The following is a 24049-nucleotide window of genomic DNA, read 5'->3' on the forward strand; positions in this document are numbered from 1 at the left end:
CAGGTTGACCGGTACGTCGTCGCGGACGCGGATATCGCTGTAGCGCTCGATCAGAATCTCCATCGCGATCCGCACCTCGAGCCGCGCAAGAGGCGCACCCAAGCAGAAGTGAATACCCTTACCGAAAGTCAAGTGGGAGTTGGACTCCCGATGGATGTCGAACCGATCCGGATCGGCGAACACACGCTCATCACGGTTCGCGGTGGTCAACCACGCGAGCACGAACGCACCGGCCGGAATCCGCTGCCCGCCGATCTCGGTGTCCTCGGTCACCCGTCGCCCCGACACCCGGGAGAAGGACGGCCGCAAACGCAGCGATTCCTCGATCGCGGCCGGAATCAGCGCGGGTTTCGCCCGCAGATCCGCCCAGACCTCCGGGTTCTCGTGCAGTGCGAGAACGATATTACCCAGGGCGGAGGTCGCGGTGACGTGCCCGGCGAGCAACAGATTACCGAGGTAGCCGACGGCTTCCTCGTCGTCCAGCCGCACGCCGTCGTCCTGCACCGCCAGCAGTTTGCTGGTCAGGTCGTCGCCCGGATTCTCGCGGCGGTCGCGGACGAATTCCAGTAGGTGAGTGTGCAACTCGCGCGTCAACGGCACCGGATCGGCGTTGTGCACCTCGAAGAAGATATCGGACAGCCGCTTGACGAACCGACGGTCGGTGACCGGAATGCCGAGCAGCTCGGCGATGACGATGAACGGCATCGGATGGCCCAACCGCTCGATCAGATCCCACCGATCACCACCGGCGTCCGCTTCGTCGAGCAGCCGCACTGTCACCTCCGTGATCCGCGACTCGAGTTCGGCCACCCTTCTCGGGGTGAACGCCCAGCTGATCAGACCGCGCATGCGATGGTGCACCGGATCGTCGGCCCGGACGAAGTTGCCCTTCTTGAACAGGTCGTAGTCTTCCTGCTTGGGCGCGAGCGGGGCGACGGAGGAGAAGGTCACCGGGTCGGTCAACACCCGGACGGTGTCGTGATAGCCGAACACGTGCCACGCTTTGATCTTTTCGTCGAAATGCACGGCCCCGCGCTTGCGCAGCACATCCAGATGGGCGAGAAATCTGGACAGTGTCCGTTCGGACTGTTCGGACTGTTTCACACTCATAGAACTCACTTCTCTCGTGCCGTCCGGTCCACGTAGGAAGGACAGCGGCGGCCCGCGAGGACGGGAGGCCGTTCGAGCCGAAGCTCGGACCGCGTCAAAGGAACTCGGTCAGGCGGGTCACGAGCTCCGCGGGGCCGGGCATGGCGGCGATCTCGGCGGCGAGGTTCTCGGCCGCCCGTCGGGCGTCAGGATCGGTCAGCAGTTCGGCGGCCGCCTCGGCGACGACCGCCGCGGATACGACATGGGCGCGCCGCTGCTCGTCCCGGTCGACTTCGTCGGGCAGTAACCGCTTGCCCGCGCCGGTGGCCGCCACCGCGCTCGCGTTGAGGAAGCCGTCGAACCGGATGGGCAGAAACAGCTGTGGCAGAGCGACAGCGGCGGCGGCGAGGGTGGTCCCCGAGCCGCCGTGATGGACAACGAGATCGACCAGCGGCAGCAGATCCGCCTGCGGCACCCAGCCCTCGAGGTGCACATTGCCGGGAAACGCGCCCAGATCGTCCAAGGAGATGTTCGGCCCGGCCGCGACCACCACATCGACGTCGAGGGCGGATACTCCTTCGACGGTGGTACGCAGCGCGCGGGCGGTGCCAACCGTGGTGCCCAACGTCAGGTAGACCAGCGGTCGTTTCCGCTCGGCCGCCACGATCCGCGGCAGCGCGCTGGATTCGCCGAATGCCATCGGACGCAACGGCACCCGTTCCGGACGATCCAGGAACGACGATTCCTGGAGCGAGGACGGATAGATGTCGAGGTATCGGTCACCGAGCAGGTAGTGCCCCTCGGACAGCTCCACGCCGACCTCGGCGGCGACCTCGTGCAGCAGCGTCATACCGCGCTGCCGCCACTGTCTGGCCGCGAGCACCCACGGGAGCGTGCGCACGGCCGATGCCGCGGCCCCCGATACGCCTGCTGCGGTGCGGTCGTCGCCGTGGCGCCCGGATTCGCCGTCGGCGTCTTCTCGGTCGATCGCATCCGCTTGGGCGTTGGAATGACACAGTGCGGGAATATCGCAGCGGCGCGCCGCGAGCCCGGCTCCCGGGTTGCCCGCTTCGTACACCACCAGGTCGGGTCGTTCGGCCCGCAGCACGGGCATCAGATCGGTGGCGAACCTGCGGGGCAGTACCTCGTTGAACGCGCGGGCCGCTGGCTCGAGCCAGTCCTGGCGCAGCCGCTTCCCGGTCTTGCCTTCCGGCTCCCCGAAAACGATGCCGAAGGCATCGTGAATCGGAATTCCGACGGAAACAGTGCGGAATCCGAGGCCGAGCAGCAGCGGGTGGAATTTCTCGCCGGTGGCGTAGACGACGTCGTGGCCCGCCGCACGGGCGGCGATGGCCAGCGGCAGCAGCGGGTAGATGTGACCGTAGCCGGAAAGACTGGAGAAAATTATCTTCATGGCATCGAAAAATGCATGACGGAGACCTCATCCCTCGATTCGACAGCACCCGTGCGTCAGGCTCGGCGCACCTCGATGGGCAGCCGGTTGACGCCGATCATCGCCCAGGGATTGCGCAGGTTGACCGGTACGTCGTCGCGGACGCGGATATCGCTGTAGCGCTCGATCAGAATCTCCATCGCGATCCGCACCTCGAGCCGCGCAAGAGGCGCACCCAAGCAGAAGTGAATACCCTTACCGAAAGTCAAGTGGGAGTTGGACTCCCGATGGATGTCGAACCGATCCGGATCGGCGAACACACGCTCATCACGGTTCGCGGTGGTCAACCACGCGAGCACGAACGCACCGGCCGGAATCCGCTGCCCGCCGATCTCGGTGTCCTCGGTCACCTGCCGCCCCAGGCGCGGGAACGGCGGCCGGAAACGCAGTGACTCCTCGATCGCGGCCGGAATCAGCGCGGGTTTCGCCCGCAGATCCGCCCAGACCTCCGGGTTCTCGTGCAGTGCGAGAACGGTATTGCCCAGCGTCGAGGTCGCGGTGACGTGCCCGGCGAGCAACAGAAGGCCGAGGAAGCCGACGGTCTCCTCGTCGTCGAGCCGTACGCCGTCGTCCTCGACCGCCAGCAGCTTGCTGGTCAGGTCGTCGCCCGGATTCTTGCGGCGGTCGCGGACGAACTCCAGCAGGTGGGTGTTCAATTCGCGCAACAGCGGCGCGACATTGTTGACCGCGCTTTCCCCCAGGGAGTCCAGCGACTCCTCGGGATCGACATTGTGCACCTCGAAGAAGGTGTCGGAGAGCCTGCGGACGAACTGACGGTCGGTGACCGGAATGCCGAGCATCTCGGCGATGACGATGAACGGCAACGGATAACCCAGCTGCTCGATCAGATCCCACTGAGGGCCACCGGCGTCCGCCTCGTCGAGCAACTGCACGGTCACCTCCGTGATCCGCGACTCGAGTTCGGCGATCATCTTCGGGGTGAACGCCCGACTGACCAGACTGCGCAGCCGTTGGTGCACCGGGTTGTCGGCCCGGACGAAGTTGCCCTTCTTGAACAGGTCGAAATCTTCCTGTTTCGGGGCCAGTGGGGCGACGTCGGAAGAGAAGGTCACCGGGTCGGTCAGCACTTGATAGGTGTCGTCGTAGCCGAGCACGTGCCACGCCTTGATCTTTTCGTCGAAATGCACGGCGCCGCGCTCGCGCAGCCCATCCATGTATGCAAGAAAATTGGACAGTGTCCGTTCGGACTGTTTCACGCTCATGAAGGCTCACATCTCTTGTTCCGCCGGATTCCGCGATTTCCCCCAGCCACGGTAGGTCCGGGCCGAACCGGCCGGACATCCTTCACATTGCTAGTTGTCGTCGCCGCGGGACGCGCGCCGGAATGGCCTGCGTGAAAGCGGCTGTCGCGCTGTCAGGTTGAGGGATAGTGACGCTCTCGTTCGACGTCGTACCGTAAGGCGCATCGACCAGAAGGAGCCAGGTAGAAATGAGTCCGCGACCCGGGCCGACCTTTCCGGATTGGCCACAATTCGATGACACCGAACGCCGAGCTCTCGATCGCGCACTGACCCAGGGCCAGTGGTGGCGCATGGGCGGCAACGAGGTGGACAGCTTCGAGCGGGAGTTCGCGGAGTATCACGGAACCCGCCACGCCCTCGCTGTCACCAACGGCACGCACGCTCTGGAACTCGCTCTCCAGGCCATGGGCGTGGGAGCGGGCGCCGAGGTGATCGTGCCCGCGTTCACCTTCATCTCCTCGTCCCAGGCCGCGCAGCGGATCGGGGCCGTCGCCGTGCCCGTCGACGTCGATCCCGACACCTACAACATCGACGTGACCGCCACCGCCGAGGTCATCACACCACGTACCCGCGTGATCATGCCGGTGCACATGGCGGGTCTCGTGGCCGACATGGACGCACTCGACAAGCTCGCCGCCGACGCCGGTGTCCGGATAGTGCAGGACGCGGCCCACGCGCACGGCGCGCGGTGGAGGGGCAAGCGGGTGGGCGAGCTGGACTCGATCGCGGCGTTCAGCTTCCAGAACGGCAAACTGATGACCGCGGGCGAGGGCGGCGCGCTGCTGTTCCCGGACGCGGACGAGTACGAGAAGGCATTCCTGCACCATTCCTGTGGCCGTCCACGCACCGACCGCGGCTATCACCACCGGGTGGCGGGCACGAACATGCGGATGAACGAGTTCTCCGCCGCCGTCCTGCGCGCTCAGCTGGGTCGCCTCGACCGTCAGATCGAGTTGCGGGAGCAGCGGTGGCCGTTCCTGTCGGCGCTGCTTTCCCGGATACCGGGCGTCCGGCCGCAGGGTGGTGACACTCGAGCCGACCGGAATCCGCACTACATGGCGATGTTCCGGCTTCCCGGTTGGTCGGAGGAGCGGCGAAATCTCCTGGTCGATCGTTTGGTCGAGAGGGGGATCCCCGCCTACGCCGGGTTCCGCGCCATCTATCGCACCGCGGCATTCTGGGAGACCGGCGCACCCGAGGAGTCCGTCGACGCGATCGCGCGGCGATGCCCCAATGCCGACGCGATCGGCCGGGACTGCGTCTGGCTGCACCACCGCACCCTGCTCGCGTCGGAGCAGGTGCTCACCGAGACCGCCGAGATCGTGGCCGACGCGGTGGCCGCCGGATGAGGATCCGCACCGAACCCGACCGTGACGATCCCGACCGTGACCATCCGGTGGTGGGCGGACCGATGCGCAGTGTGGTGATCTTCGACCTCGACGGCGTGCTGGTGGACAGTCACGAGGTGATGGGCCGGGCATTCGCCGTCGCGTACGCGGAAGTGGTCGGCCCGGGTACGGCTCCATTCGCCGAGTACCAGCGTTACCAGGGCCTGTACTTCCCGGAGATCATGCGACGGATGCGCCTACCGCTGGAGATGGAGGAACCGTTCGTCCGGGAAAGCTACCGGCTCGCGGACCAGGTGCCCGTGGTGGACGGGGTTGCCGACCTACTCGGGACGCTGCGCACCCGCGGGTTCCGGCTCGCGGTGGCCACCGGGAAGGCGGGTGCGCGAGCGCGCGCACTGCTGACCACGCTCGACTTGATCCGATACTTCGACCACGTGGTCGGCTCGGATGAGGTCGTCAACGCCAAACCCGCACCGGATATCGTGTTGCGCGCGCTCGACCTGCTCGACGCGGCGCCGGACACGGCCGTCATGGTGGGCGATGCTCCCGCCGATATCCGCAGCGCCCGCAGCGCCGGGGTGACCGCCGTCGCGGCGACCTGGGCGACCGTCGACGAAGACGACCTGATGGCGGCCGGTCCGGATCTGGTCGTGCACTCACCCCATGAGCTTCTGCCGATATGCCCGCCGGTGTCCGTTCCGGATCGGCGGTGACGGGCCGGCCGCGCCCCCGATAAAGCGTTGCTGCCAAGCTATTTCCGTGCTTTCATGACCGCGCCGCCGGTGTCCGTTGCGGGCCGGCGGCGACGGGGGGCCGCATCGCCGATAAAACATTGCCGCCGAGCTTCTTCCGTGCTTTCATAACCGCACCGAGATGTCCTCTCCCGCGATTTCCGCCAATGTCGACACCAACTCCGCAGGCACGGACTGGAACCGGATCTCCCGGCGCGAACGCTCGGCGACATCGCGATAGGCCCGGTCGCCGAGCAACTCGCCGACCCGGGATTCGATGCGCGCCACGGTGATCTCGCTGTGGAGCAGATGGTGGCCCCGCACCGCAGGCCGAGAAGATGTCCCCGGTGGTCATCTGCTCGGAGATCTGACCGATGGCCAGTTGGGGCATGCCGTAGACGCCTGCGGTGAGCGCGGCGCCCACCCCACCCTGGTGCACGACCGCCCGACAACTCGGTAGCGACAGGCGCAGGGGCAACGACTCCGCCACCCCACACGCCGTCCGGCACCGGGCCGAGAGCCGCGAGAGTCGCCGTGGACGGCGAGTACGACCTCGACTCCGAGATTCGACACCGCCTCGATCGCCCGGGTCAGCGGTCCGTCGCCGCCGGATGCCGGTCGGGCAGGGATCGATCCACGCCGACGGTGCGGTCCTCACCGCAGCGCCGAACTGCCGATAGATGTCGACATACACGGGCAACGGCGCCGGGCTGTTCTTCGTCATCCCCGGTGCGAGCGGCCCGCCCACCGAAATGCGCGAGGGCCGGAATGCCGAGCGCCGCAGCGGCGACGAGACCGGCGAAGGTGATCGATTCGTACACGATCAGGTCCGGCTGCATGCCGCGCGAACTTCACGAACACCCGCCATCGCCTTCGGCGAGGTCGTACATCGTGTTCGCCATCAGTGCGAACCAATGTCGCGTCGGGAGTCGTCGAGTTCGTCCGAGGTCGGCCCTGCTCGCGGGCTCACCCGCGCACTGTCTCGAGCCGCCCGACGAGGTACCTGGTCAGCGCCGCCGGGGTCGGGTTGTCGAACACCGCGGCCGGGGTGACGGCGATGCCGGTATGGCCGCTCAGGCGCCGGGTCAGGTCGAGGGCCATCAGGGAGTCCAGACCGACTTCGAAGAATCCGCGTTCCGGCTCGACCGGTTCGTCCAGACGCAGGACGCGAACCAGCTGTGCCTGCACCAGGTCCGACATCGTCTTCTCCCGCTCCGCGCCGACCTGTGTGGTCAGCAGCTCGACCCACCGACCCGGCTGCTCCGCGTCGGCCTGCGCTCGGTACGCCGAGCGCCGTGTCGGGCGTACCAGACCGCGCAGCAACGGAGGTACCGGCAGGCCTGGCTCCGGCGCCGCCCACCGCTGCGGCTCGCCGGGAATCGGGAACGGTTGGCCGGTCTCGACAGCCGAACTCAGCGCCCAGTCTTCGCCGTCGACCGACATCGGCGCGCGGGCTCCGCAGTGCGCGGCGGCGGCCCGGGCGAGCCCGTCGGCGGCCGCCGTCGCCGCCCGATCCGCCGGACCGCTCAGTTCCGCCGTCGTGGTGACGACGGCGAACAACGCGAGGTCGTGGTCGGCAGTGAGTTCGGCGAGATATCGCAGCGACTCGCTCCGGGCGCCGAGGACCGTACCGAGCCGTTCGGAGTCCAGCTCCGCCAGCGGCGTGCGGTCGGCCATTCCGGCGGCGTGCACCACACCGGTCAGCGGGTGCCGCGCCGGGATCTCGGCCGGCAGTCGACGCAGCGCGTCCCGGTCGGCCGCGTCACAGGCCACGACGGTCACGACCGCGCCGAGCGCGGCGAGTTCGGCGACCAGATCCGCCGCCGCGGGAGCGGCCGGACCACGGCGGCTCGCGAGGACCAGACGGCGCACGCCGTGGTGGGCGACCAGATGCCGGGCCACGCGGGATCCGGCCCGGCCGGTGCCGCCGACGATCAGGACCGTGCCCGCCGGGTCGAGCGGCCGGACCGCCGGTCCGGCTTCGGCGACGGCCGACAGTCGGGGGATGTGGACGCGTCCGGCCCGCACCGCCGCCTGCGCGAGGCCGACCGCCCGCACCGAGTCCAGACCGACGTCGGGATCGGCATCCGGATCGACGTCGACGAGCGCGAACCGATCGGGGTATTCGGCCTGAACGGCGGCGATCATGCCCCGGACGGCCGCCGCGGCCGGATCGAGTGCGGCATCGGGATCGACCGGGACCCCGTCGCGCGTCCTGACCACCAGCCGGGAGCCCGCCAGGCCGGGCTCGTCCAGCCATGCCTGCGCGACGGCGAGCGCACGCACGCATGCCGCGACGGGTTCCGTACCGAACGCGACGTCGAGGACCGCGACAGCATCGGCCAGGACGGACGGATCGTCACCGAGTTCGAGTACATCGTCGTCGCTGTGCACCGGGATGATTCGCGGCGGGGTCGTGGCGGTTTCCCGATCGAGTTCCGCCCACTCCATCCGCAGCGCGCCGCCCCGCAGGCCGCGGCGGGGCTCACGCGCGGGCCGCGTCGCGATCCGACCCGCGGTCAACACCGTACGACCGGTGTCGTCGGCCGCGGTCAGGGTGAGGCCGTCCTCGGCCGGGCGCAGCCTGACGCGCAACGAGGCGGCACCGGTCGCGTACAACTCGACATCACGCCATACCGCCGCGCGGTCGCCGTCCGCCGCACGGCTCGCGGCGTGCAGCAGCAGCGGGTGGATGCCGAAAGCGGCGGCCTCCTCGCGGAACTCGTCGGGCAGGACCAGCTCCAGGAAGGTCTCCTCGGCGCGCCGCCAGACGCGGTGTACGGCTCGGCCGCCCGCGCTGTCCGGCGGCCAGACCGCGGTCACCGGATCGGCGCCGTCCAGCGGGCAGGCCGCGGTCACCGGATCAGCGCCGTCCGGCGGCCAGACCGCGAGTTCGGACTCTCCCGTATCGGCGCCGGTCGAGCCGACGAGCACACCCGTCGCGTGCAGCGTCCAGCCCGACCGGTCGCCGACGGCCGAGGCAGGGGTCGACCGCACGGTCACCGTTCGCCGACCGGCCGGGTCGGTCCCGCCGACGCAGACCTGCACCGCCAGCGCCGCTGCCCGGTCCAGCCACGCGGGCTCGATCACGTCGAGCTCGGCGATCGTTCCGCAATCCAGCTCGTCGCCAGCCCGGATCGCCAACTCGACCCAGACCGAGGCGGGTACCTCGACCGGGCCGTCCCCTGTGGCACGGGCGAGCCAGGGCTGCCGGTGCGCGGACAGCCGCCCGACGGCGAGCACACCATCGGAATCCGGCAGGCCCGCCACCACGGTCAGCAGCGGGTGACCCGATTCCTCCGCCGCCGCGACGACTCCCGAACCGCCGCGCAACCAGTAGCGGCGATGCTCGAACGGATGGGTCGGCAGGTCGCGGCACAGCTCCCGCCAAGCGAGTCCGTCGCCCGGGACGGCGGCCGACCAGTCGACCGGCAGCCCGATCGCGAATGCCTCGGCCATCGCGGTGAGCACCTGATGTGCGCCACCGCGGTCGCGCCGCAAGGTGCCGATCACCCCGACCGGCCGACCGGCGTCGGCGACGACATCGAGAATCGAGGAAACCAGGCCGGGATGCGGGGACACCTCGATGACCGCTCGCATGTCGGCGGTCACCGCGCGGACGGCGTTTTCCAGTTCGACCGGCCTGCGCAGGTTCCGGAACCAGTAGCCCGCGTCGAGAACCTCGTCCGGGCCGATCCACCGGCTCTCGACCGTGGAGTAGAACCGCGGCGCGCCGTCGACCTCGCGCACCCGGCGCGCACCGACGCCGTCGAGCCGGTCCAGCATCGGGCGTTCCAATTCGTCGACGAGGAAGGAGTGCGACGCGTAGTCCGCCCGCAGCCTGCGGAACCAGATCCGCTGCTCGGCGGCGAAGGTCGCGAGTCGCTCGATGGCGGCGACCTCGCCGGAGACGCCGACCATCGCGGGGCCGTTGACCGCGGCCAGCTCGAGCCTGCCCTCGTACGGGGCGAGCAACTCCGTCGCCCGCGCGCGGCCGACGCCGAGGACGAGCATTCCGCCCGAGGGAGGCAGCGCCGCGGCCAGCCGGGAACGCACCACACAGACCTTCAGCGCGTCGTCCAGCGACAGCAGCCCCGCCAGATACGCCGCGGCGAGCTCCCCCTGTGACGATCCGATCACCACCTCGGGGGTGATTCCGGCTCGGGCCCAGAGCTGCGCCAGCCCGGTCATCAGCACGAACGCGGCGGGCTGGACGACGTCGGTCCGGGACAGATCGTCGTCGCCGAGCGCCTGTTCGAGTGTCCAGTCACAGTCGTACTCGTCGAGCAGCGCCTGGCACCGGGCCACCCACGACCGGAATTCCGCGAAGTCGGCCATCAGCGCTCGGCCCATGCCCGCCCAGCCGCCGCCCTGGCCGGGGAAGACGAAGACCGCGCCGTTGCCGGGACCGGACCGTCCTGCGACCACCTCCGGGTCGACATCGTCGGCGGCGAGTCCGCGCAGCCGCCGCGCCAGGTCGACGTGATCGGCCGCGAGCACGGTGGCGCGAGCCCGATGCCTGGTCCGGCCGAACGCCAGCGCGGCGGCGAGCAGCGGCAACGAAGGCCGCCCGAGGTCCACGGCGTCCGCCAGCCGGGTCGCGACCACGGCGAGACGGCTCGGGTCGCCCGCCGATACGACGAACGGCAACAGGCCGCCCGCGCCGGACTCGGCCGGTTCGGTCGCGGTGACCGGTGCGCGTCGAGGCGGCTCCTCGAGGATGACGTGCGCATTGGTGCCGCTCGCCCCGAACGCGGAGATACCCGCGCGGCGCGGCCGATCCTGGCGGGTCGGCCACGGCCGCGCCTCGGTGAGCAGCCGGATCGTGTCGGCGGACCAGTCGACCTCGGGGGTCGACGCGTCCACGTGCAAGGTCGCGGGCAGCATCCGGTGCCGCATGGCCAGCACCATCTTGATCACACCCGTCACCCCCGCCGCCGCCTGGGTGTGGCCGATATTGCTCTTCACCGATCCCAGCCACAGCGGCTCTCCGGTCTCGCGCCTGCCGTAGGTCGCCTGGAGCGCCTGCACCTCGATCGGGTCGCCGAGCCGGGTGCCCGTACCGTGCGCCTCGACGACATCCACCTCGGACGGCGCCAGTCCGGCGACCGCGAGCGCCCTGCGGATGACCCGCTGCTGCGCGAGCCCGTTCGGAGCGGTCAGGCCGTTGGAGGCGCCGTCCTGGTTGACTGCGGAGCCTCGGATCACGGCGCCCACCGTGCTCCCCTGCGCCGTGGCGTCCGGAAGTCGCTGCAGCAGCACCACACCGACACCCTCCGACCAACTGGTCCCGTCCGCGGACGCCGCGAAGGCCTTGCACCGCCCGTCGACCGCGAGTCCTCCCGCTTTGGCGAATTCGACGAACGCGTTGGGCGTCGCCATGACCGTGACGCCACCGACGACGGCGAGCGAACACTCGCCGTTGCGCAGGGCCTGCATCGCCAGATGCATCGTGACCAGCGACGAGGAGCACGCCGTGTCGACCGACATCGCGGGCCCCGTGAAGCCGTACACGTAGGACACGCGGCCCGACGCCACCGAGAGCGCACCACCGGTGACCCGCAGACCGTCGGTCTGCGGGTCACCGCCCTGCATCCCGTATCCCTCGCCCATCACGCCGATGAACACCCCGACATCGGAACCTCGATAGGCGGCCGGGTCGAGCCCCGCGTCCTCGAATGCGTCCCACACGACCTCGAGCAGCAGCCGCTGCTGCGGGTCCATGGCCATCGCCTCGCGCGGCGAGATGCCGAAGAATCCGGCGTCGAAGTCGGCCACGTCGGTCAGGAAGCCGCCCGCCGCCACCGGGACAGCGGACAGATCCCAGTCCCGATCGGTCGGCACCGCCGACCGACCCTCGCCGCCCGCGGCGAGCAGTTCCCAGAACCCGTTCGGGCCGCGCACACCGCCCGGCAGTCGGCAGCCGAGCCCGACCACCGCGATCGGATCGGCCGGGTGCGCCGCCACAGCGGTCTCGACCTCGGCCTGCGCGTCACGGCCTGTTAGCCGCTCACGGAGGAATCGGGCCAGTTCCACCGGCGTCGGATAGTCGAAGACCAAGGTCGCGGGCATGGCGAACCCGGCCAGGGCGCTGAACCGGTTACGCAGCTCGAGCGCGCCGAGCGAGTCCATACCGGCGGCCTGGAACGGCGCGTCGGGCGCGATGTCCTCGGCCGACGGATACCCGAGTATCAGCGCCGTTGAGGTGCGGACCAGGGACAGCAGGGTGCGCTCCTGCTCGGCCGCCGACCTGCCCGCCAGCGAGTCCGCCAGATCACCGGCGGATGCCGTCCGGCCCGCCCGGCGACGCACTCGGACCAGGTCGCGCAGCAGCGGCTGCACCGGTGCACCGTCGGCCGCGTCGGCCCGCGCGGCGGCGAGGTCGAGTCGGATCGGCACGAGCTGGGCCGCACCGCTGTCGACGGCCGCGTCGAACAGGGCGAGCCCGTCCTCTTGGCGCAGCGGCGACACGCCCGCGCGGCGCATCCGCGCCCGGTCCGCGTCACCGAGGTCGGCGGTGATGCCGCCCTCCTGCGCCCACAGACCCCAGGCCAGCGAAACGCCGTGCCGCCCGTTCGCGCGCCGGATCGCCATGAGACCGTCCAGATAGGCGTTGGCGGCGGCGTAGTTGGCCTGTCCGGCCGAGCCGAGCAGGCCTGCGGCGGAGGAGAATGTGACGAACGCGGCGAGGTCGTGGTCGCGGGTCGACTCCTCCAGGTGGCGGGCGGCGTCCGCCTTCGGACCGAAGACGGCGTCGAGCCGGTCCGGCGTCATCTCGGCGATCAGCCCGTCGTCCAACACACCCGCGGTGTGCACGATCGCGGTGAGCGGGCGCTCCGGCGGGATCGCGGCGATCATCGCCGCCACCGCGGCCCGGTCCGCGACGTCACAGCTGATCACCGACGTTTCGGCGCCCAGCTCGGACAGCTCGGCCACCAGTGCGTCGGCGCCGTCCGCCGCGCTGCCACGCCTGCTGACCAGGAGCAGCCGCCGAACGCCCCGGGTCCGCACCAGGTGCCGCGCGACGAGCGCGCCCAGCGACCCGGTACCGCCGGTGATCAGCACCGTCCCCTCCGGATTCCACGAGGTCGGCTCCTCGACCCGCGGCCCGGCTTCGGCGAGGCGGGGGACCCGGAAACCATCGGCGCGGGCCGCGAGCTGTGGCTCGTCGAGGGTCAGCGCGGTTCGCAGGACCGATCCGGCGTCGAGGCCGGACTCCGTGTCGAGCAGCAGCACGCCGGGCATCTCGGCCTGGGCCGCGCGGACCAGGCCCCACACGGCGGCACCGGTCGCGTCGGTGACGCCGCCGGTCCCGCCGTCGACGCCGCCGCGGGTCCGCACGACGAGCCTGCGGTCCGCGATGGCCGCGCGCTGCCATGCCTGGAGCACGGCCAGGACGCCCGCGAGTACCTCCGCGGGCGGGCCGGTCGGTGGGTCGTATACGAGTACCGGCGGCCGACCTGGTGCGGCGACATCCTCGGCGCTGTGGATTTCGACGGGCGCAGACCGGTCGTGCGGTACCGCGCGGACGGCCACGGGGTGCCACGCCACCCGGTACATCGCGTCCATCACTGGGCGAGCGCCGAGGTCCTCGGGACGGATCGGCGTCGAGCCGATCGAGCGCACGGACAACACCGAGCGGCCGGCCTCATCGGTCGCGTCGAGACTCCAGCGATCGTCGTCCAGCCGGTGCAGATGAGCGCGTAACCTGCGCGTCCCGGCTGCCCGCAGCACCACCGACTCCCATCGCGTCGCGATCGAACCGGGGTCGATCACCATTCGGGTCACCGTGTCGAGCAGGGCCGGGTCGAGGCCGAACCCCTCGGACTCCGCGTCGTCGGCGAGCGCGACCTCCACGAAGGTGTCCGCGCCGCGATGCCACAGCCCGAGCAACTCCGAAGGCCCGGTGGCCGCCGTGTCGGTCGCGACCGGTTCGGCGTCGGACGGCGGCCACACGGGTACGGGTCCGGGTTCGACGACGGACCCGGCTTCCAGAGTGCCGACGGCATACCGGATCCAGCTCGTCGCGCCTTCGCGCGCACCGTGGACGGTGAACGGGCGAGTGCCGCCCGCATCGGCTCCGACCACGATCTCGAGCCGCACGACCGTCTCCTCGGAGAGGGTCAGCGGCGCCTCGACCGTCAGGTCGCCCAGTACGCCGCAGCCGAGCTCGTCACCCACCCGCACGGCGAGGTCGATGAAGGCGGCGGGGGGCAGGATCGCCACGTCGTGCAGTCGGTGCCCGGCGAGCCAGGGATGAGTCGTCGACGCCAGCCGGGCGGTGCCGATGAGACCACCGGTGTCCGGGACCGGCACGATCGCCGACAGCAGCGGATGCTCGACCTCGACCTGCCCCAGATCGGCCACGTTCACCGCGCCGGGTGCCGGGGTCAGCCAGTAATGCTTGCGATCGAACGCGTATGTCGGCACCGCCACCCGCGGAGCGTCCGCAGGCACCAGCGGATGCCAGTCCACCGGCACTCCCCGCACGAACAACGCGGCCAGCGCGTCGATCACGGTGTCCGGTTCGCCCTGCCCGTCGCGCAGCGCGGACACGCACACCGGTTCGTAGCCTGACTCTGCCGCCGTCTCCAGGATCGGCGCGGACAGACCCGCCCCCGGACCGAGTTCGACGAACAGTCGCCCACCGCGGTCCAGGGCGGCGCGGACGCCGTCGGCGAAGCGCACCGTGCGCCGGACGTGGTCGACCCAATAGCCGGGGTCGGTCAGGTCGGCTCCGTCGTGGGCGACCACCGGAATCCGGGCCTGCTGCCAGACCACGTCCGCGATCGCGGAGCGCAATTCGGCGAGCATCGGTTCCATGCGCGCCGAGTGGAACGCGTGCGACACCGGCAGTCGGTGCACCTTGCGGCCTTGTTCCCGCAGTGTCCGCAGCGCGGCATCGACTGCGTCCTCGTCTCCGGAGAGCACGACCGAGGCCGGGTCGTTCACCGCGGCCAAGCCGACGCCCGCGCCGAGGAACGGTCCGACCTCCTCCTCCGTCGCGGCCACCGCGGCCATCGCGCCACCGGTGGGCAGCGCCTGCATGAGGCGGCCGCGGGCGGCCACCACGGTCGCCGCGTCATCGAGCGACAGCATGCCCGCCGCGTGCGCCGCGGCGATCTCGCCGACCGAATGCCCGAGCAGCAGAGCGGGGCGCACGCCCCAGGATTCGACGAGCCGGAACAGCGCGGTCTCGACCGCGAACAGCGCCACCTGGGTGTAGACGGTCTGGTCGAGCAGAGCTGCCGCCGCACTGCCCGGCTCGGCGAAGACCACATCGCGGACGGATCGGTCGACGACGTCGGCCAGCCGCTCGTCCAGCCGCGCGCACGCGTCGTCGAACGCGGCGGCGTAGACCGGGAATCGGTCGTAGACGGCGCGGCCCATGCCCGGCCGCTGCGCGCCCTGACCGGGGAATACGAAGACCACCGACGCCGCGGCGCCCGCGGCCACGGCGCCGAGCGCCGTGCCTCGGCCCGCCGCACCCGCCGCGAGCGTGTCCAGACCCGCGAGCAGCGCGACCGGGTCGTCGGCGGTGACCACCGCTCGGTGCGGGAGCAGCGCGCGGTCCGCGACGAGCGCCCGGGCCGCCCCAGGCAGCGACAACCCCTGCGCCACGGCGGTGCGCAGCCGCCGCACCTGTCCGGTGAGCGCCGCCGCGCTCTGCGCGGACAGGACGAACGGCAGCGCGACCGGCGCGACGTCGTCGCCCCGCGCCTGCGCGGCCTGCTCGGGGATCTGTTCCAGGATCAGGTGAGCATTGGTGCCGCTGATGCCGAACGACGAGATTCCGACGCGGCGCGGCCGGTCGACTTCGGGCCAGTCGACGGCCTCGGTCAGCAGCCGCACGTCACCGTCCGACCAGTCGACATGGGGGGTGGGTTCGTCGACGAAGAGTGTGGGCGGCAATTGCCCGTGCCGGATCGCCTCGACCATCTTGATCACCGCGACCACACCGGCCGCCGCCTGTGTGTGGCCGAGGTTGGACTTCACCGTGCCGAGCCACAACGGTCGCCCGTCGGAACGGTCGCGGCCGTAGGTCTCGATGATGGCCTGCGCCTCGCTCGGATCACCGAGCGTGGTGCCGGTGCCGTGTGCCTCCACGGCGTCGACGTCGTCCGGGCCGATGCCGGACGCGGCGAGCGCGGCACGGATGACCCGCTGCTGGGCCAGGCTGTTCGGGGCGGTGAGGCCGTTGGACGCGCCATCCTGGTTGATCGCGGAACCGCGGACGACCGCGAGCGGGCGATGTCCCTTGCGCAGCGCGGTGGACAGTCGTTCCAGCACGACCACGCCGACCCCTTCGGACAGCACGGTGCCGTCGGCCGCCGCGGCGAACGCCTTGACCCGACCGTCCGCGGCCAGGCCCCTCGCCCGCGAGAACCCGGTCAGACCGACCGGTGACCCCATGACGGCGACCCCGCCCGCGAGCGCCGCCTCGCATTCGCCCTGACGCAGCGCCTGGGCGGCCAGGTGGATCGCCACCAGCGAGGACGAGCACGCGGTGTCGATCGTCATCGCGGGACCCTCGAGACCGAACAGGTACGCCACCCGGCCGGATGCCACGCTGCCCGCCGTCGCGGTGGTCGTGAAGCCCTCGAACTCCGCAGGCACGCGCGCCAGGTCGCCCAGGTAGTCGTGGATGGACATACCGGTGTAGACGCCGACGGATTCGCCGCGCAGCGACGAGGGATCGATGCCCGCCGTCTCCAGTGCCTCCCACGTGGTTTCCAGCAGTAGCCGTTGCTGGGGGTCCATCGCGGTCGCCTCACGGGGCGAGATCCCGAACAGCGCGGCGTCGAAATAGCCCGCGTCGTGCAGGAAGCCGCCCTGCCTGGTGTAGGTGGCGCCCGGCCGGTCCGGGTCCGCGGCCAGCAGTCGGTCGAACTCCCAACCGCGATCGACCGGCAGCGGGGACATGCCGTCGCGGCCTTCGGCCACGAGATCCCAGAGCTCGGCGGGTGTGGTGACCCCGCCGGGCAGGCGGCACGCCATGCCGACGATCACGATGACATCGTCGGTGGCCAGCGCCGGCCGCTCGGGGATATCACGCGCGGCGCCCGCATCGGCCGACCCTCGGACCTTCTCGACGAGGTGAAGGGCCAGCTGCCGTGGGGTCGGGTAGTCGAAGATCAGCGTGGCCGGAAGTTTGACCGCGGCCGCCGTCGTGAGCCGGTTGCGCAGTTCGACCGCGGTGAGCGAGTCGAATCCGATCTCGCCGAAACGGGTGTCATCGGCGGAAGGGTCGACATCGGCGATACCGAGCACGGTCGCGAGTTCGGTGCGCACGAGGGCGAGCACCAGGTCGATCTGCTCCTGATCGGTGAGCCCGGCCAGACTCCGGCCGAGCGCGCTGCCCGGCCGGACGGCGACGGCGCGCGCCGTCCGCCGCGGCGAACGCACCAGCGACCGGAACAGTGCAGGCACGACACCGTCGGCGCCCGCCTCGTCACGGACCGCACCGAGGTCGAGTCCGATCGGCACCAGCAACGGAGCCCCGGCGCGGATGCCCGCGTCGAAATCGGCCAGCGCCTCGGCGGTCGGCATCGGTCGTACACCGCCCCGGCTCATCCGGGTTCTGTCGGTCTCGGCGAGATGGCCGGTCATCCCGGTGACCGAGCTCCACAGTCCCCAGGCCAGCGCCACCGCGGGCAGTCCGGCGGCGGCGCGCGCGGCCGTCACGGCTTCGGCATACGCGTTCGCGGCCGCGTAGTTGGCCTGGCCCGCGGAGCCGAAAACACTGGCCGCCGAGGAGAATACGGCGAAGACCTCGGGGGGGTCGTCCCGGGTCAGTTCGTCGAGGGTGCGCAATGCCGCCTTCGGCGCGAACACCCGGGCCAGGCGGTGCGGGTCGAGGCCGGTGAGGACGACGTCGTCCAGCACCCCGGCCGCGTGGATGACGCCGGTGAGCCTGTGCTCGGCCGGGACGGCGGCGAGCAGCGTGGTGAGCGCTTCGCGGTCCGTGATGTCGCACGCGGCCACCCGGACCGACGCGCCGAGGCTGCCCAGTTCGGCCACAAGTTCGGTCATTCCCTCGGCCGCGGCGCCGCGACGGCCCGCCAGCACCAGATGCCGTACGCCGTGCTCGGCGACCAGATGCCGGGCCAGCAGCGTGCCGAGCACGCCGGTCCCGCCGGTGATCAACACGGTGCCGCCGTCGGCGAACCCGGCCGCCGACACGGTGCGCACCGCACGGGCCAACCGTGGGGCCGACACGGTGTCCCCGCGCACCGCGACCTGCGCTTCGCCCGCGGCCAATCCCGCGGCGATGGACGCCGCGCCGTCTGTGCCCGACTCGACGTCGATCAGGACGATCCGGTCCGGGTGCTCGGCCTGCGCGGAGCGCACCAACCCCCAGACCGCGGCGCCCGCGGGATCGGTGACCGGACCCGACGCCGCGACCGCGCCGCTGGTCGCCACCACCAGGGGCAGCGACGCGAGGTCCGGCTCCTCCAACCAGGTCTGGATCACCTCGAGCACCCGGTTCAGCAGCGGCAGCGGTTCGGCATCCGCGTCCGATCGCGCGTCGAGCACGGCGATGTCGGGGCTGGATTCGCCGAGCTCGCCATCCATGGCGAGCCGCACCACATCGCCCGAGCTCCCCACCGTGACCTGACTCCTCGGCGCGGTGGTCGACAGTGCCACGGGCAGCGGCGTCCAGTCGACCTGCCAAAGCGAGTCCGGTGCCCGGCCCGCCGTATCCGTGATCGGTAGCGACACCAGCGATTCCATGGACAGCACGGGCGCGCCGGTACCGTCCGCGGCGTCGAAGGACAACGCGTCCGGTCCGCACGGCGCGACCCGGACCCGCAACGCGACGGCGCCATGGGCATGCAGCCGGACGCCGTTCCAGGCGAACGGCAGCACGGCGCTGTCGTCCGCGCGCCGATGGAAGGCGTTCGCGTGCAGGGCGGCGTCGAACAGCGCGGGATGGATGCCGAACCGGTCGACGTCGTCCCGGTGGTCGGCGGGCAGCGCCGCCTCGGCGAAGATCTCCGCACCGCGCCGCCAGACGGCGGTCAACCCGGCGAAGGCCGACCCGTACCGGTATCCGCGGTCGGCGAGGCGGTCGTAGAAGTCGTCGACCGGTTCCGCGACGGCGCCGGGCGGCGGCCATGCGCCGAAGTCGAAACCGCTGCTCGGCGACCGGTCATAGGCGTCGGAGAGCAGTCCGGCGGCATGCCGGGTCCACTCGCCCCCGGTATCGGAGCTGTGCACCTGCACCGCACGGCGACCCGCGGCGTCCGGTGCGCCGACGGAGACCTGCAGGCTGACGGAGGAGTCCGCCGCGAGCATCAGCGGCGCCTCGATCACCAGCTCGTCGATTACGCCGCAGCCGAGCTCGTCGCCGACCTGGATCGCCAGGTCGACGTAGGCGGTGCCGGGCACAAGGACGTTGTCCCGAATGCGGTGCCCGGCCAGCCACGGATGGGTCGCCAGTGACAGGCGGGAGGTGCACACCACACCATCGGTCTGCGGGAGTCGCAGCACCGCACCGAGCAGTGGGTGGCCGCTGGTCACCTGCCCGAGCGCTTCGGCCCCCGCGGCGGCGGTCGGCATGGTGATCCAGTACCGCTGGTGGTCGAACGGGTAGGTGGGCAGCTCGACCCGCCCGGCTCCGGCGCTCTCGGGCAGCAGGGTCGGCCACGCCACCGGTACGCCGCGCACGAAGACCTCGGCGGCCGAGGTGGCCAGCCGGGCCGGACCGTCCTCCTCGCGCCGGATCGACCCGACCGCGAGTACATCCGCGTCCAGCTCCGCCGCGATCCCGGTGATCGACGGCAGCAGCACCGGATGGGCGCCGAGCTCGATGAAGACCCGGTGGTCCCGGGCGATCAGATCGCGCGCGGCGGGTTCGAACAGCACCGGCCGACGCAGGTTGCGATACCAGTATTCGGCGTCGAGCGCCTCGTCCTGCCCGCGGCCGAGCTCGACCGTCGAGTGGAACGGGATGCGCGGCGCGGCGGAGGTGACCGCGGCGAGATCGCTCAGCAGCGCGGAACGCACCTCTTCCACGTAGTGGCTGTGCGACGCGTAGTCCACCGGTATCCGGCGGAACCTGGTGGCGCTGTCCGCCAGCCGCGCGGCGAGCTCGTCCAGCGCGGCGCCCGCACCGGCGACCACCACCGAGGCGGGCCCGTTGAGCGCCGCCACCTGCAGGCGTTCGCCCCACGGTGCGATCAGGGCGCGCACCGCTTCCTCGGCGAGCCCGATCGATGCCATCCCGCCCCCCGCGGGCAGCAGTTCGGCGATGGCCTGGCTGCGCAATGTCACCACTCGGGCGGCATCGGCCAGCGAGAGCGCTCCCGAGACGCAGGCGGCCGCGATCTCACCCTGCGAATGACCGATGACCGCGTCCGGGACCACGCCGAGCGATTCCCAGACCGCCGCCATGCCGAGCATCACCGCGAAGCACGCGGGCTGCACGACATCGACACGGTCGAGGTCTTCGGCGTTCTCGCCGCGCAGGACATCGACCAGCGACCAGTCGATCCACGGTTCGAGCGCCTTCTGGCACTCGGCGATCCGGTCGGCGAAGACCGGCGAGGTGTCCAGGAGCTGAGCGCCCATGCCGACCCACTGGGTGCCCTGTCCCGGGAAGACGAAGACGACCTTGCCGGGCCCGCCCGTGCCGACCGAGCCCGCGATCACCCCGGCCCCGGTCCGGCCCTCGGCCACCGCCGCGAGCCCCGCGCGCAGTTCCGCCCTGGTCCGCGCGACCACCACCGCGCGATGATCGTGTACCGCGCGTCCGGTCGCCAGCGCGTGCGCCAGATCACCGAGCTCCACGTCCTCGTCCACGATGCCGGTGAGCCGCTCGCCCAGATTGGCCAGAGCGGTCGCCGTCTTGGCCGTGACGACGAACGGGAGCGCCCCACCGTCGACGGCCCGCGTACCCGTCCCGCCGATCTCGGGCTCACCAGGCTCGGCGATGTCACGCTCGGCCTGCTCGGGAGCGTCGCGCTCGCTCGGTTCGGCCACATCGCGCACGCGCGGATCGGGTGCGGTCGGCGCCTCTTCCAGGATCATGTGGACATTGGTTCCACTGGCGCCGAACGCGGAGACGCCGGAACGGGCCGGACGACCGGTGTCGGGCCACGCGCGGCCCTCGGTCAACAGCTCGACGGCGCCCGAGGACCAGTCGACCTGCGGAGTCGGCGCGTCGACGTGGCGGGTGGCGGGCAGGTAGCGGTGGCGCAACGACAGAACGGTCTTGATCACCGCCGCGACGCCCGAAGCGCCCTGGGTGTGGCCGAGCACCGATTTGACCGAACCCAGGTGCAGGGGCCGCCGCGGGTCGCGTCCCCGACCGTAGGTGGCAAGCAGTGCCTGCGCCTCGATCGGGTCGCCGAGCGTCGTACCGGTTCCGTGCGCCTCCACGGCGTCGATCTCGTCCGCCGACAACCCGGCGGCGTCGAGCGCGGCGCGGATGACACGCTGCTGCGCAGGCCCGTTCGGGGCGGTCAGGCCGTTCGACGCGCCGTCCTGGTTGACCGCGGAGCCACGGATCACCGCGAGCACCGGGTGCCCGTTGCGCTGGGCGTCGGACAGCCGCTCGAGCAGCACCACGCCTACTCCCTCGGCCCAACTGCTGCCGTCCGCCGCCGCGGCGAAGGATTTGCATCGGCCGTCGCGCGCGAGTCCACGCTGCCGGGCGAACCCGACGAAGCCGCCCGGCGTCGACATCACGGTGGATCCGCCCGCCAGCGCCATCGCGCACTCGCCCCGGCGCAGCGCCTGGGTCGCCAAGTGGATCGCGACCAGCGAGGACGAGCACATCGTGTCGACGGTGACCGCCGCTCCCTCGAGCCCGAGGCAGTACGCCACCCGGCCCGAGGCGATGCCGCCCGCGCTGCCGAGCGCGCGTTCGAGGCTGAGGAAATCCAGCGCGCCCGCGATGTCGGGCGCGTAGTCCTGGTGCACGATGCCTGCGTAGACGCTGGTCGTGGTGCCGCGGAGGCTGTCGGGGTCGATCCCGGCGCGCTCGATCGTCTCCCAGCACACTTCGAGCAGTTGCCGCTGCTGCGGATCCATCGCCGTCGCCTCGCGCGGCGAGATCCCGAAGAACCGCGCGTCGAATTCGGCGGCGTCGTGTAGGAATGCGCCCTGTTCGACGTACGTCGTTCCGGGCGTGTCCGGGTCCGGGTCGTACAGGTTGGCCAGATCCCACCCCCGGTCGTCGGGGAACGGGGTGTAGACGTCGATGCCCTCGGTAACCACCCGCCAGAAGTCCTCCGGCCCGGCGATGCCCCCCGCGAAGCGGCACCCCATCGAGACCACCGCGATCGGCTCCGAGGCCGCGGCGAGCAATTGGCTGTTCCGCCGTTTCAGTCGGGTCGTCTCCTTGACCGACTCGCGCAATGCCCGGACGAGATCGTGATCTGAGGTACTCACATCGGTCAACGCTAGGGGCGGGAAACGGCGGCCGGAATCCCTCAGCCTGACGGACGATGCGCCCCGATCCGGTCGAGCAGACCGCCCGCCAACGCGGCCGTCGCGCCCGCGACGGCGGTGCCGTAGACGTGGTAGTCCGGCCGGACCAGAACCGACGCCGCGCTCCGGTCCCGCAGGTAGTCCAGATATCCGGAATCGGTCCGGTCTTCGGGGTCGAGGTGGACGACGGCGGCGCCGAGCCCGGACAACAGGGCGCGCTCGATGTCGCCGAGCGCCTCCGGCGGTTCGGTCGTGATCAACAGGAAGCCCGCGGCGATCAGGGCGTCGTGTCGCCCGCCGGGGATCACGTCACCGCCGCCGGGCCGGAGCAGTCCGGCGGTCAGCGGTGTCGCCTCCGGCGGTGGCGTCGGTCGGCCGCCGCCGTTGGCCAGGATCGACGCGTCGCGGTCGGCGGCGGCGGCCGGATCGGTGACGCAGATGACCCGGCCGAGTCTGACCGAGGCGAGTACGGCCGCCTTGGTGTGGGCGCGCCGCTCGACGGTGTAGGTGTCGAGCAGCCGTTCGTCGGCCCGGCCGCCGAGCGCCATGTCCAGTTTCCACGCCAGATTGCTGACGTCGCGGATACCCGAGCACATGCCCTGACCTGCGAACGGCGGCATCAGATGGGCGGCGTCGCCCGCGAGGAACACCCGGCCCCGCCGCCACTGCTGCGCCCACCGGGCATGAGATCGATACACCCCGCTCCTGAGCAGTTTCGCCGTCTCCGGTGTGATGCCGTGCGGCGCCAGCAGCCGCCACGCCGTGTCGACGTTGTCCAGTTCGGCGGCGGACTCCCCCGGCAGGCACATGAATTCCCAGCGCCGCCGATCACGCCCGCTGCCGACCAGGGTGGTTGGCCGGGCCGGATCGCACAGTTGCACATTGGTCGGCACGAATTCGCGGGCCTCGTGCAATTCGACGTCGCACAGCAGCCACTCGAAGGAGAACCCGAGGTCGGTCATCGGCACGGCGCTCAGTTCGCGCACGACGCTGTTGGCCCCGTCGCAGCCGACCAGCCAGTCGGCCGGGAAGGCATGGGTGGCGCCGGTGTCGTCCTCGGCGATCGCGGTGACATCGTCCTCGGTCTGGCGAATATCGATGACCGACAGGCCACGCCGGACCTCGACCCCGGCTTCGGCGGCCAGCGCGGCGCCGAGCAATCGCTCCAGCGCCGGTTGGTGCATCGTATTGGCGTCCGGCCACCCGTACCGGCCGTCCTCGGCGAAGGTGATATCGAGCAGGACCTTGCGGTCCGCGCCGCGCCACTGGTAGCCGGTCGCGGGTACCGAGATCTCGGACAGACCCGCCCCGACGCCCGCGGCCGCCAGCAGTCGGGCGGTCTCCCCGTCGAAGCTGGTGGCGCGGGGCAATCCGAAGACCTCGCGATGCCGCTCCAACACGGTCACCCGGCGGCCGCGGCGGGCCAGCAGACTCGCGAGGACCGCACCGCTCGGACCGCAGCCGACGACCACGACGTCGGCCGGTGAGGGCGAAGTAACCATGTCACGCCTTCCGCTGGACCTTGTGGCGACTGCGCGACCATACGCAGCCGACGCGGCGCGCTGCCATCGCTCGCCCTGACAGTGCCCGCGCACGGCCACGGGCGCGGCGCTGGTCGGCACTGTCAATACGAGGGATCCGCGACGGCGCCCGCCGCCCATAGCGTTGCCGTGCACACCTTTACAACGAGCTGGTCAGCACTGGCGCCCGGCCGCGCGGCCGATCCGC

9 protein-coding genes and 1 pseudogene are annotated in these 24049 nt (G+C 71.3%); 2 read left to right on the forward strand and 8 right to left on the reverse strand.

Annotated features, from left to right (window positions below; translation table 11 throughout):
• The 3 genes from IT779_RS32445 to IT779_RS32455 all read right to left on the reverse strand — a co-directional run.
• A partial coding sequence (locus IT779_RS32445; RefSeq protein ID WP_196153303.1) for a cytochrome P450 occupies positions 1 to 1110 on the reverse strand: 1110 nt, incomplete at its 3' end.
• A gap of 94 nt (positions 1111 to 1204) precedes the next feature.
• The gene (locus IT779_RS32450) at positions 1205 to 2503 is read right to left on the reverse strand and encodes a glycosyltransferase (protein WP_196153304.1); all 1299 of its coding nucleotides are present in this window, start codon (positions 2501 to 2503) and stop codon (positions 1205 to 1207) included.
• A 56-nt stretch (positions 2504 to 2559) separates the two neighbouring features.
• Positions 2560 to 3765, reverse strand: a complete 1206-nt coding sequence (locus IT779_RS32455) for a cytochrome P450 (RefSeq protein WP_196153305.1) — start codon at positions 3763 to 3765, stop codon at positions 2560 to 2562.
• Positions 3766 to 3992: 227 nt separating this feature from the next.
• Between IT779_RS32455 and IT779_RS32460 the strand changes: the two genes are divergently transcribed.
• Together IT779_RS32460 and IT779_RS32465 are read left to right on the forward strand one after the other, a co-directional pair.
• Positions 3993 to 5153: a DegT/DnrJ/EryC1/StrS family aminotransferase gene (locus IT779_RS32460; RefSeq protein WP_196153306.1), complete on the forward strand. Its 1161-nt coding sequence runs from the start codon at positions 3993 to 3995 to the stop codon at positions 5151 to 5153.
• Positions 5150 to 5866: an HAD-IA family hydrolase gene (locus IT779_RS32465; protein ID WP_198429194.1), complete on the forward strand. Its 717-nt coding sequence runs from the start codon at positions 5150 to 5152 to the stop codon at positions 5864 to 5866. Before IT779_RS32460 ends, IT779_RS32465 begins: the two co-directional genes overlap by 4 nt.
• 144 nt (positions 5867 to 6010) lie before the next feature.
• Here the strand turns inward: IT779_RS32465 and IT779_RS32470 are convergent, their stop codons facing one another.
• The 5 genes and pseudogenes from IT779_RS32470 to mhpA form a co-directional block, all read right to left on the reverse strand.
• The gene (locus IT779_RS32470; protein WP_196153307.1) at positions 6011 to 6208 is read right to left on the reverse strand and encodes a hypothetical protein; all 198 of its coding nucleotides are present in this window, start codon (positions 6206 to 6208) and stop codon (positions 6011 to 6013) included.
• Positions 6209 to 6257: 49 nt separating this feature from the next.
• Positions 6258 to 6578 (reverse strand): annotated as a pseudogene (locus IT779_RS39150) (hypothetical protein); the annotation flags it as partial.
• Complete coding sequence (locus tag IT779_RS32475; RefSeq protein ID WP_196153308.1) at positions 6475 to 6723, reverse strand: hypothetical protein; 249 nt, start codon at positions 6721 to 6723, stop codon at positions 6475 to 6477. The pseudogene IT779_RS39150 and the gene IT779_RS32475, both read right to left, overlap by 104 nt.
• A gap of 127 nt (positions 6724 to 6850) precedes the next feature.
• Positions 6851 to 22282 carry a type I polyketide synthase gene (locus IT779_RS32480; RefSeq protein WP_196153309.1) on the reverse strand — a complete coding sequence of 5144 codons (15432 nt, stop codon included), beginning with the start codon at positions 22280 to 22282 and terminating at the stop codon, positions 6851 to 6853.
• 41 nt (positions 22283 to 22323) lie between these two features.
• A complete protein-coding gene (gene mhpA, locus IT779_RS32485; protein WP_196153310.1) occupies positions 22324 to 23823 on the reverse strand; it encodes a bifunctional 3-(3-hydroxy-phenyl)propionate/3-hydroxycinnamic acid hydroxylase MhpA in 1500 nt (499 codons plus the stop codon).
• Positions 23824 to 24049: the final 226 nt, after the last annotated feature.

Origin of the sequence: Nocardia bovistercoris, assembly GCF_015674855.1 — a bacterium.
GTDB lineage: Bacteria > Actinomycetota > Actinomycetes > Mycobacteriales > Mycobacteriaceae > Nocardia > Nocardia bovistercoris.

Coding starts and splice junctions, on each gene's coding strand:
- mhpA (WP_196153310.1), bottom strand. CDS start 23,823: ATGGTTACTTCGCCCTCACCGGCCGACGTCGTGGTCGTCGGCTGCGGT.
- IT779_RS32460 (WP_196153306.1), top strand. CDS start 3,993: ATGAGTCCGCGACCCGGGCCGACCTTTCCGGATTGGCCACAATTCGAT.
- IT779_RS32475 (WP_196153308.1), bottom strand. CDS start 6,723: ATGCAGCCGGACCTGATCGTGTACGAATCGATCACCTTCGCCGGTCTC.
- IT779_RS32455 (WP_196153305.1), bottom strand. CDS start 3,765: ATGAGCGTGAAACAGTCCGAACGGACACTGTCCAATTTTCTTGCATAC.
- IT779_RS32450 (WP_196153304.1), bottom strand. CDS start 2,503: ATGAAGATAATTTTCTCCAGTCTTTCCGGCTACGGTCACATCTACCCG.
- IT779_RS32465 (WP_198429194.1), top strand. CDS start 5,150: ATGAGGATCCGCACCGAACCCGACCGTGACGATCCCGACCGTGACCAT.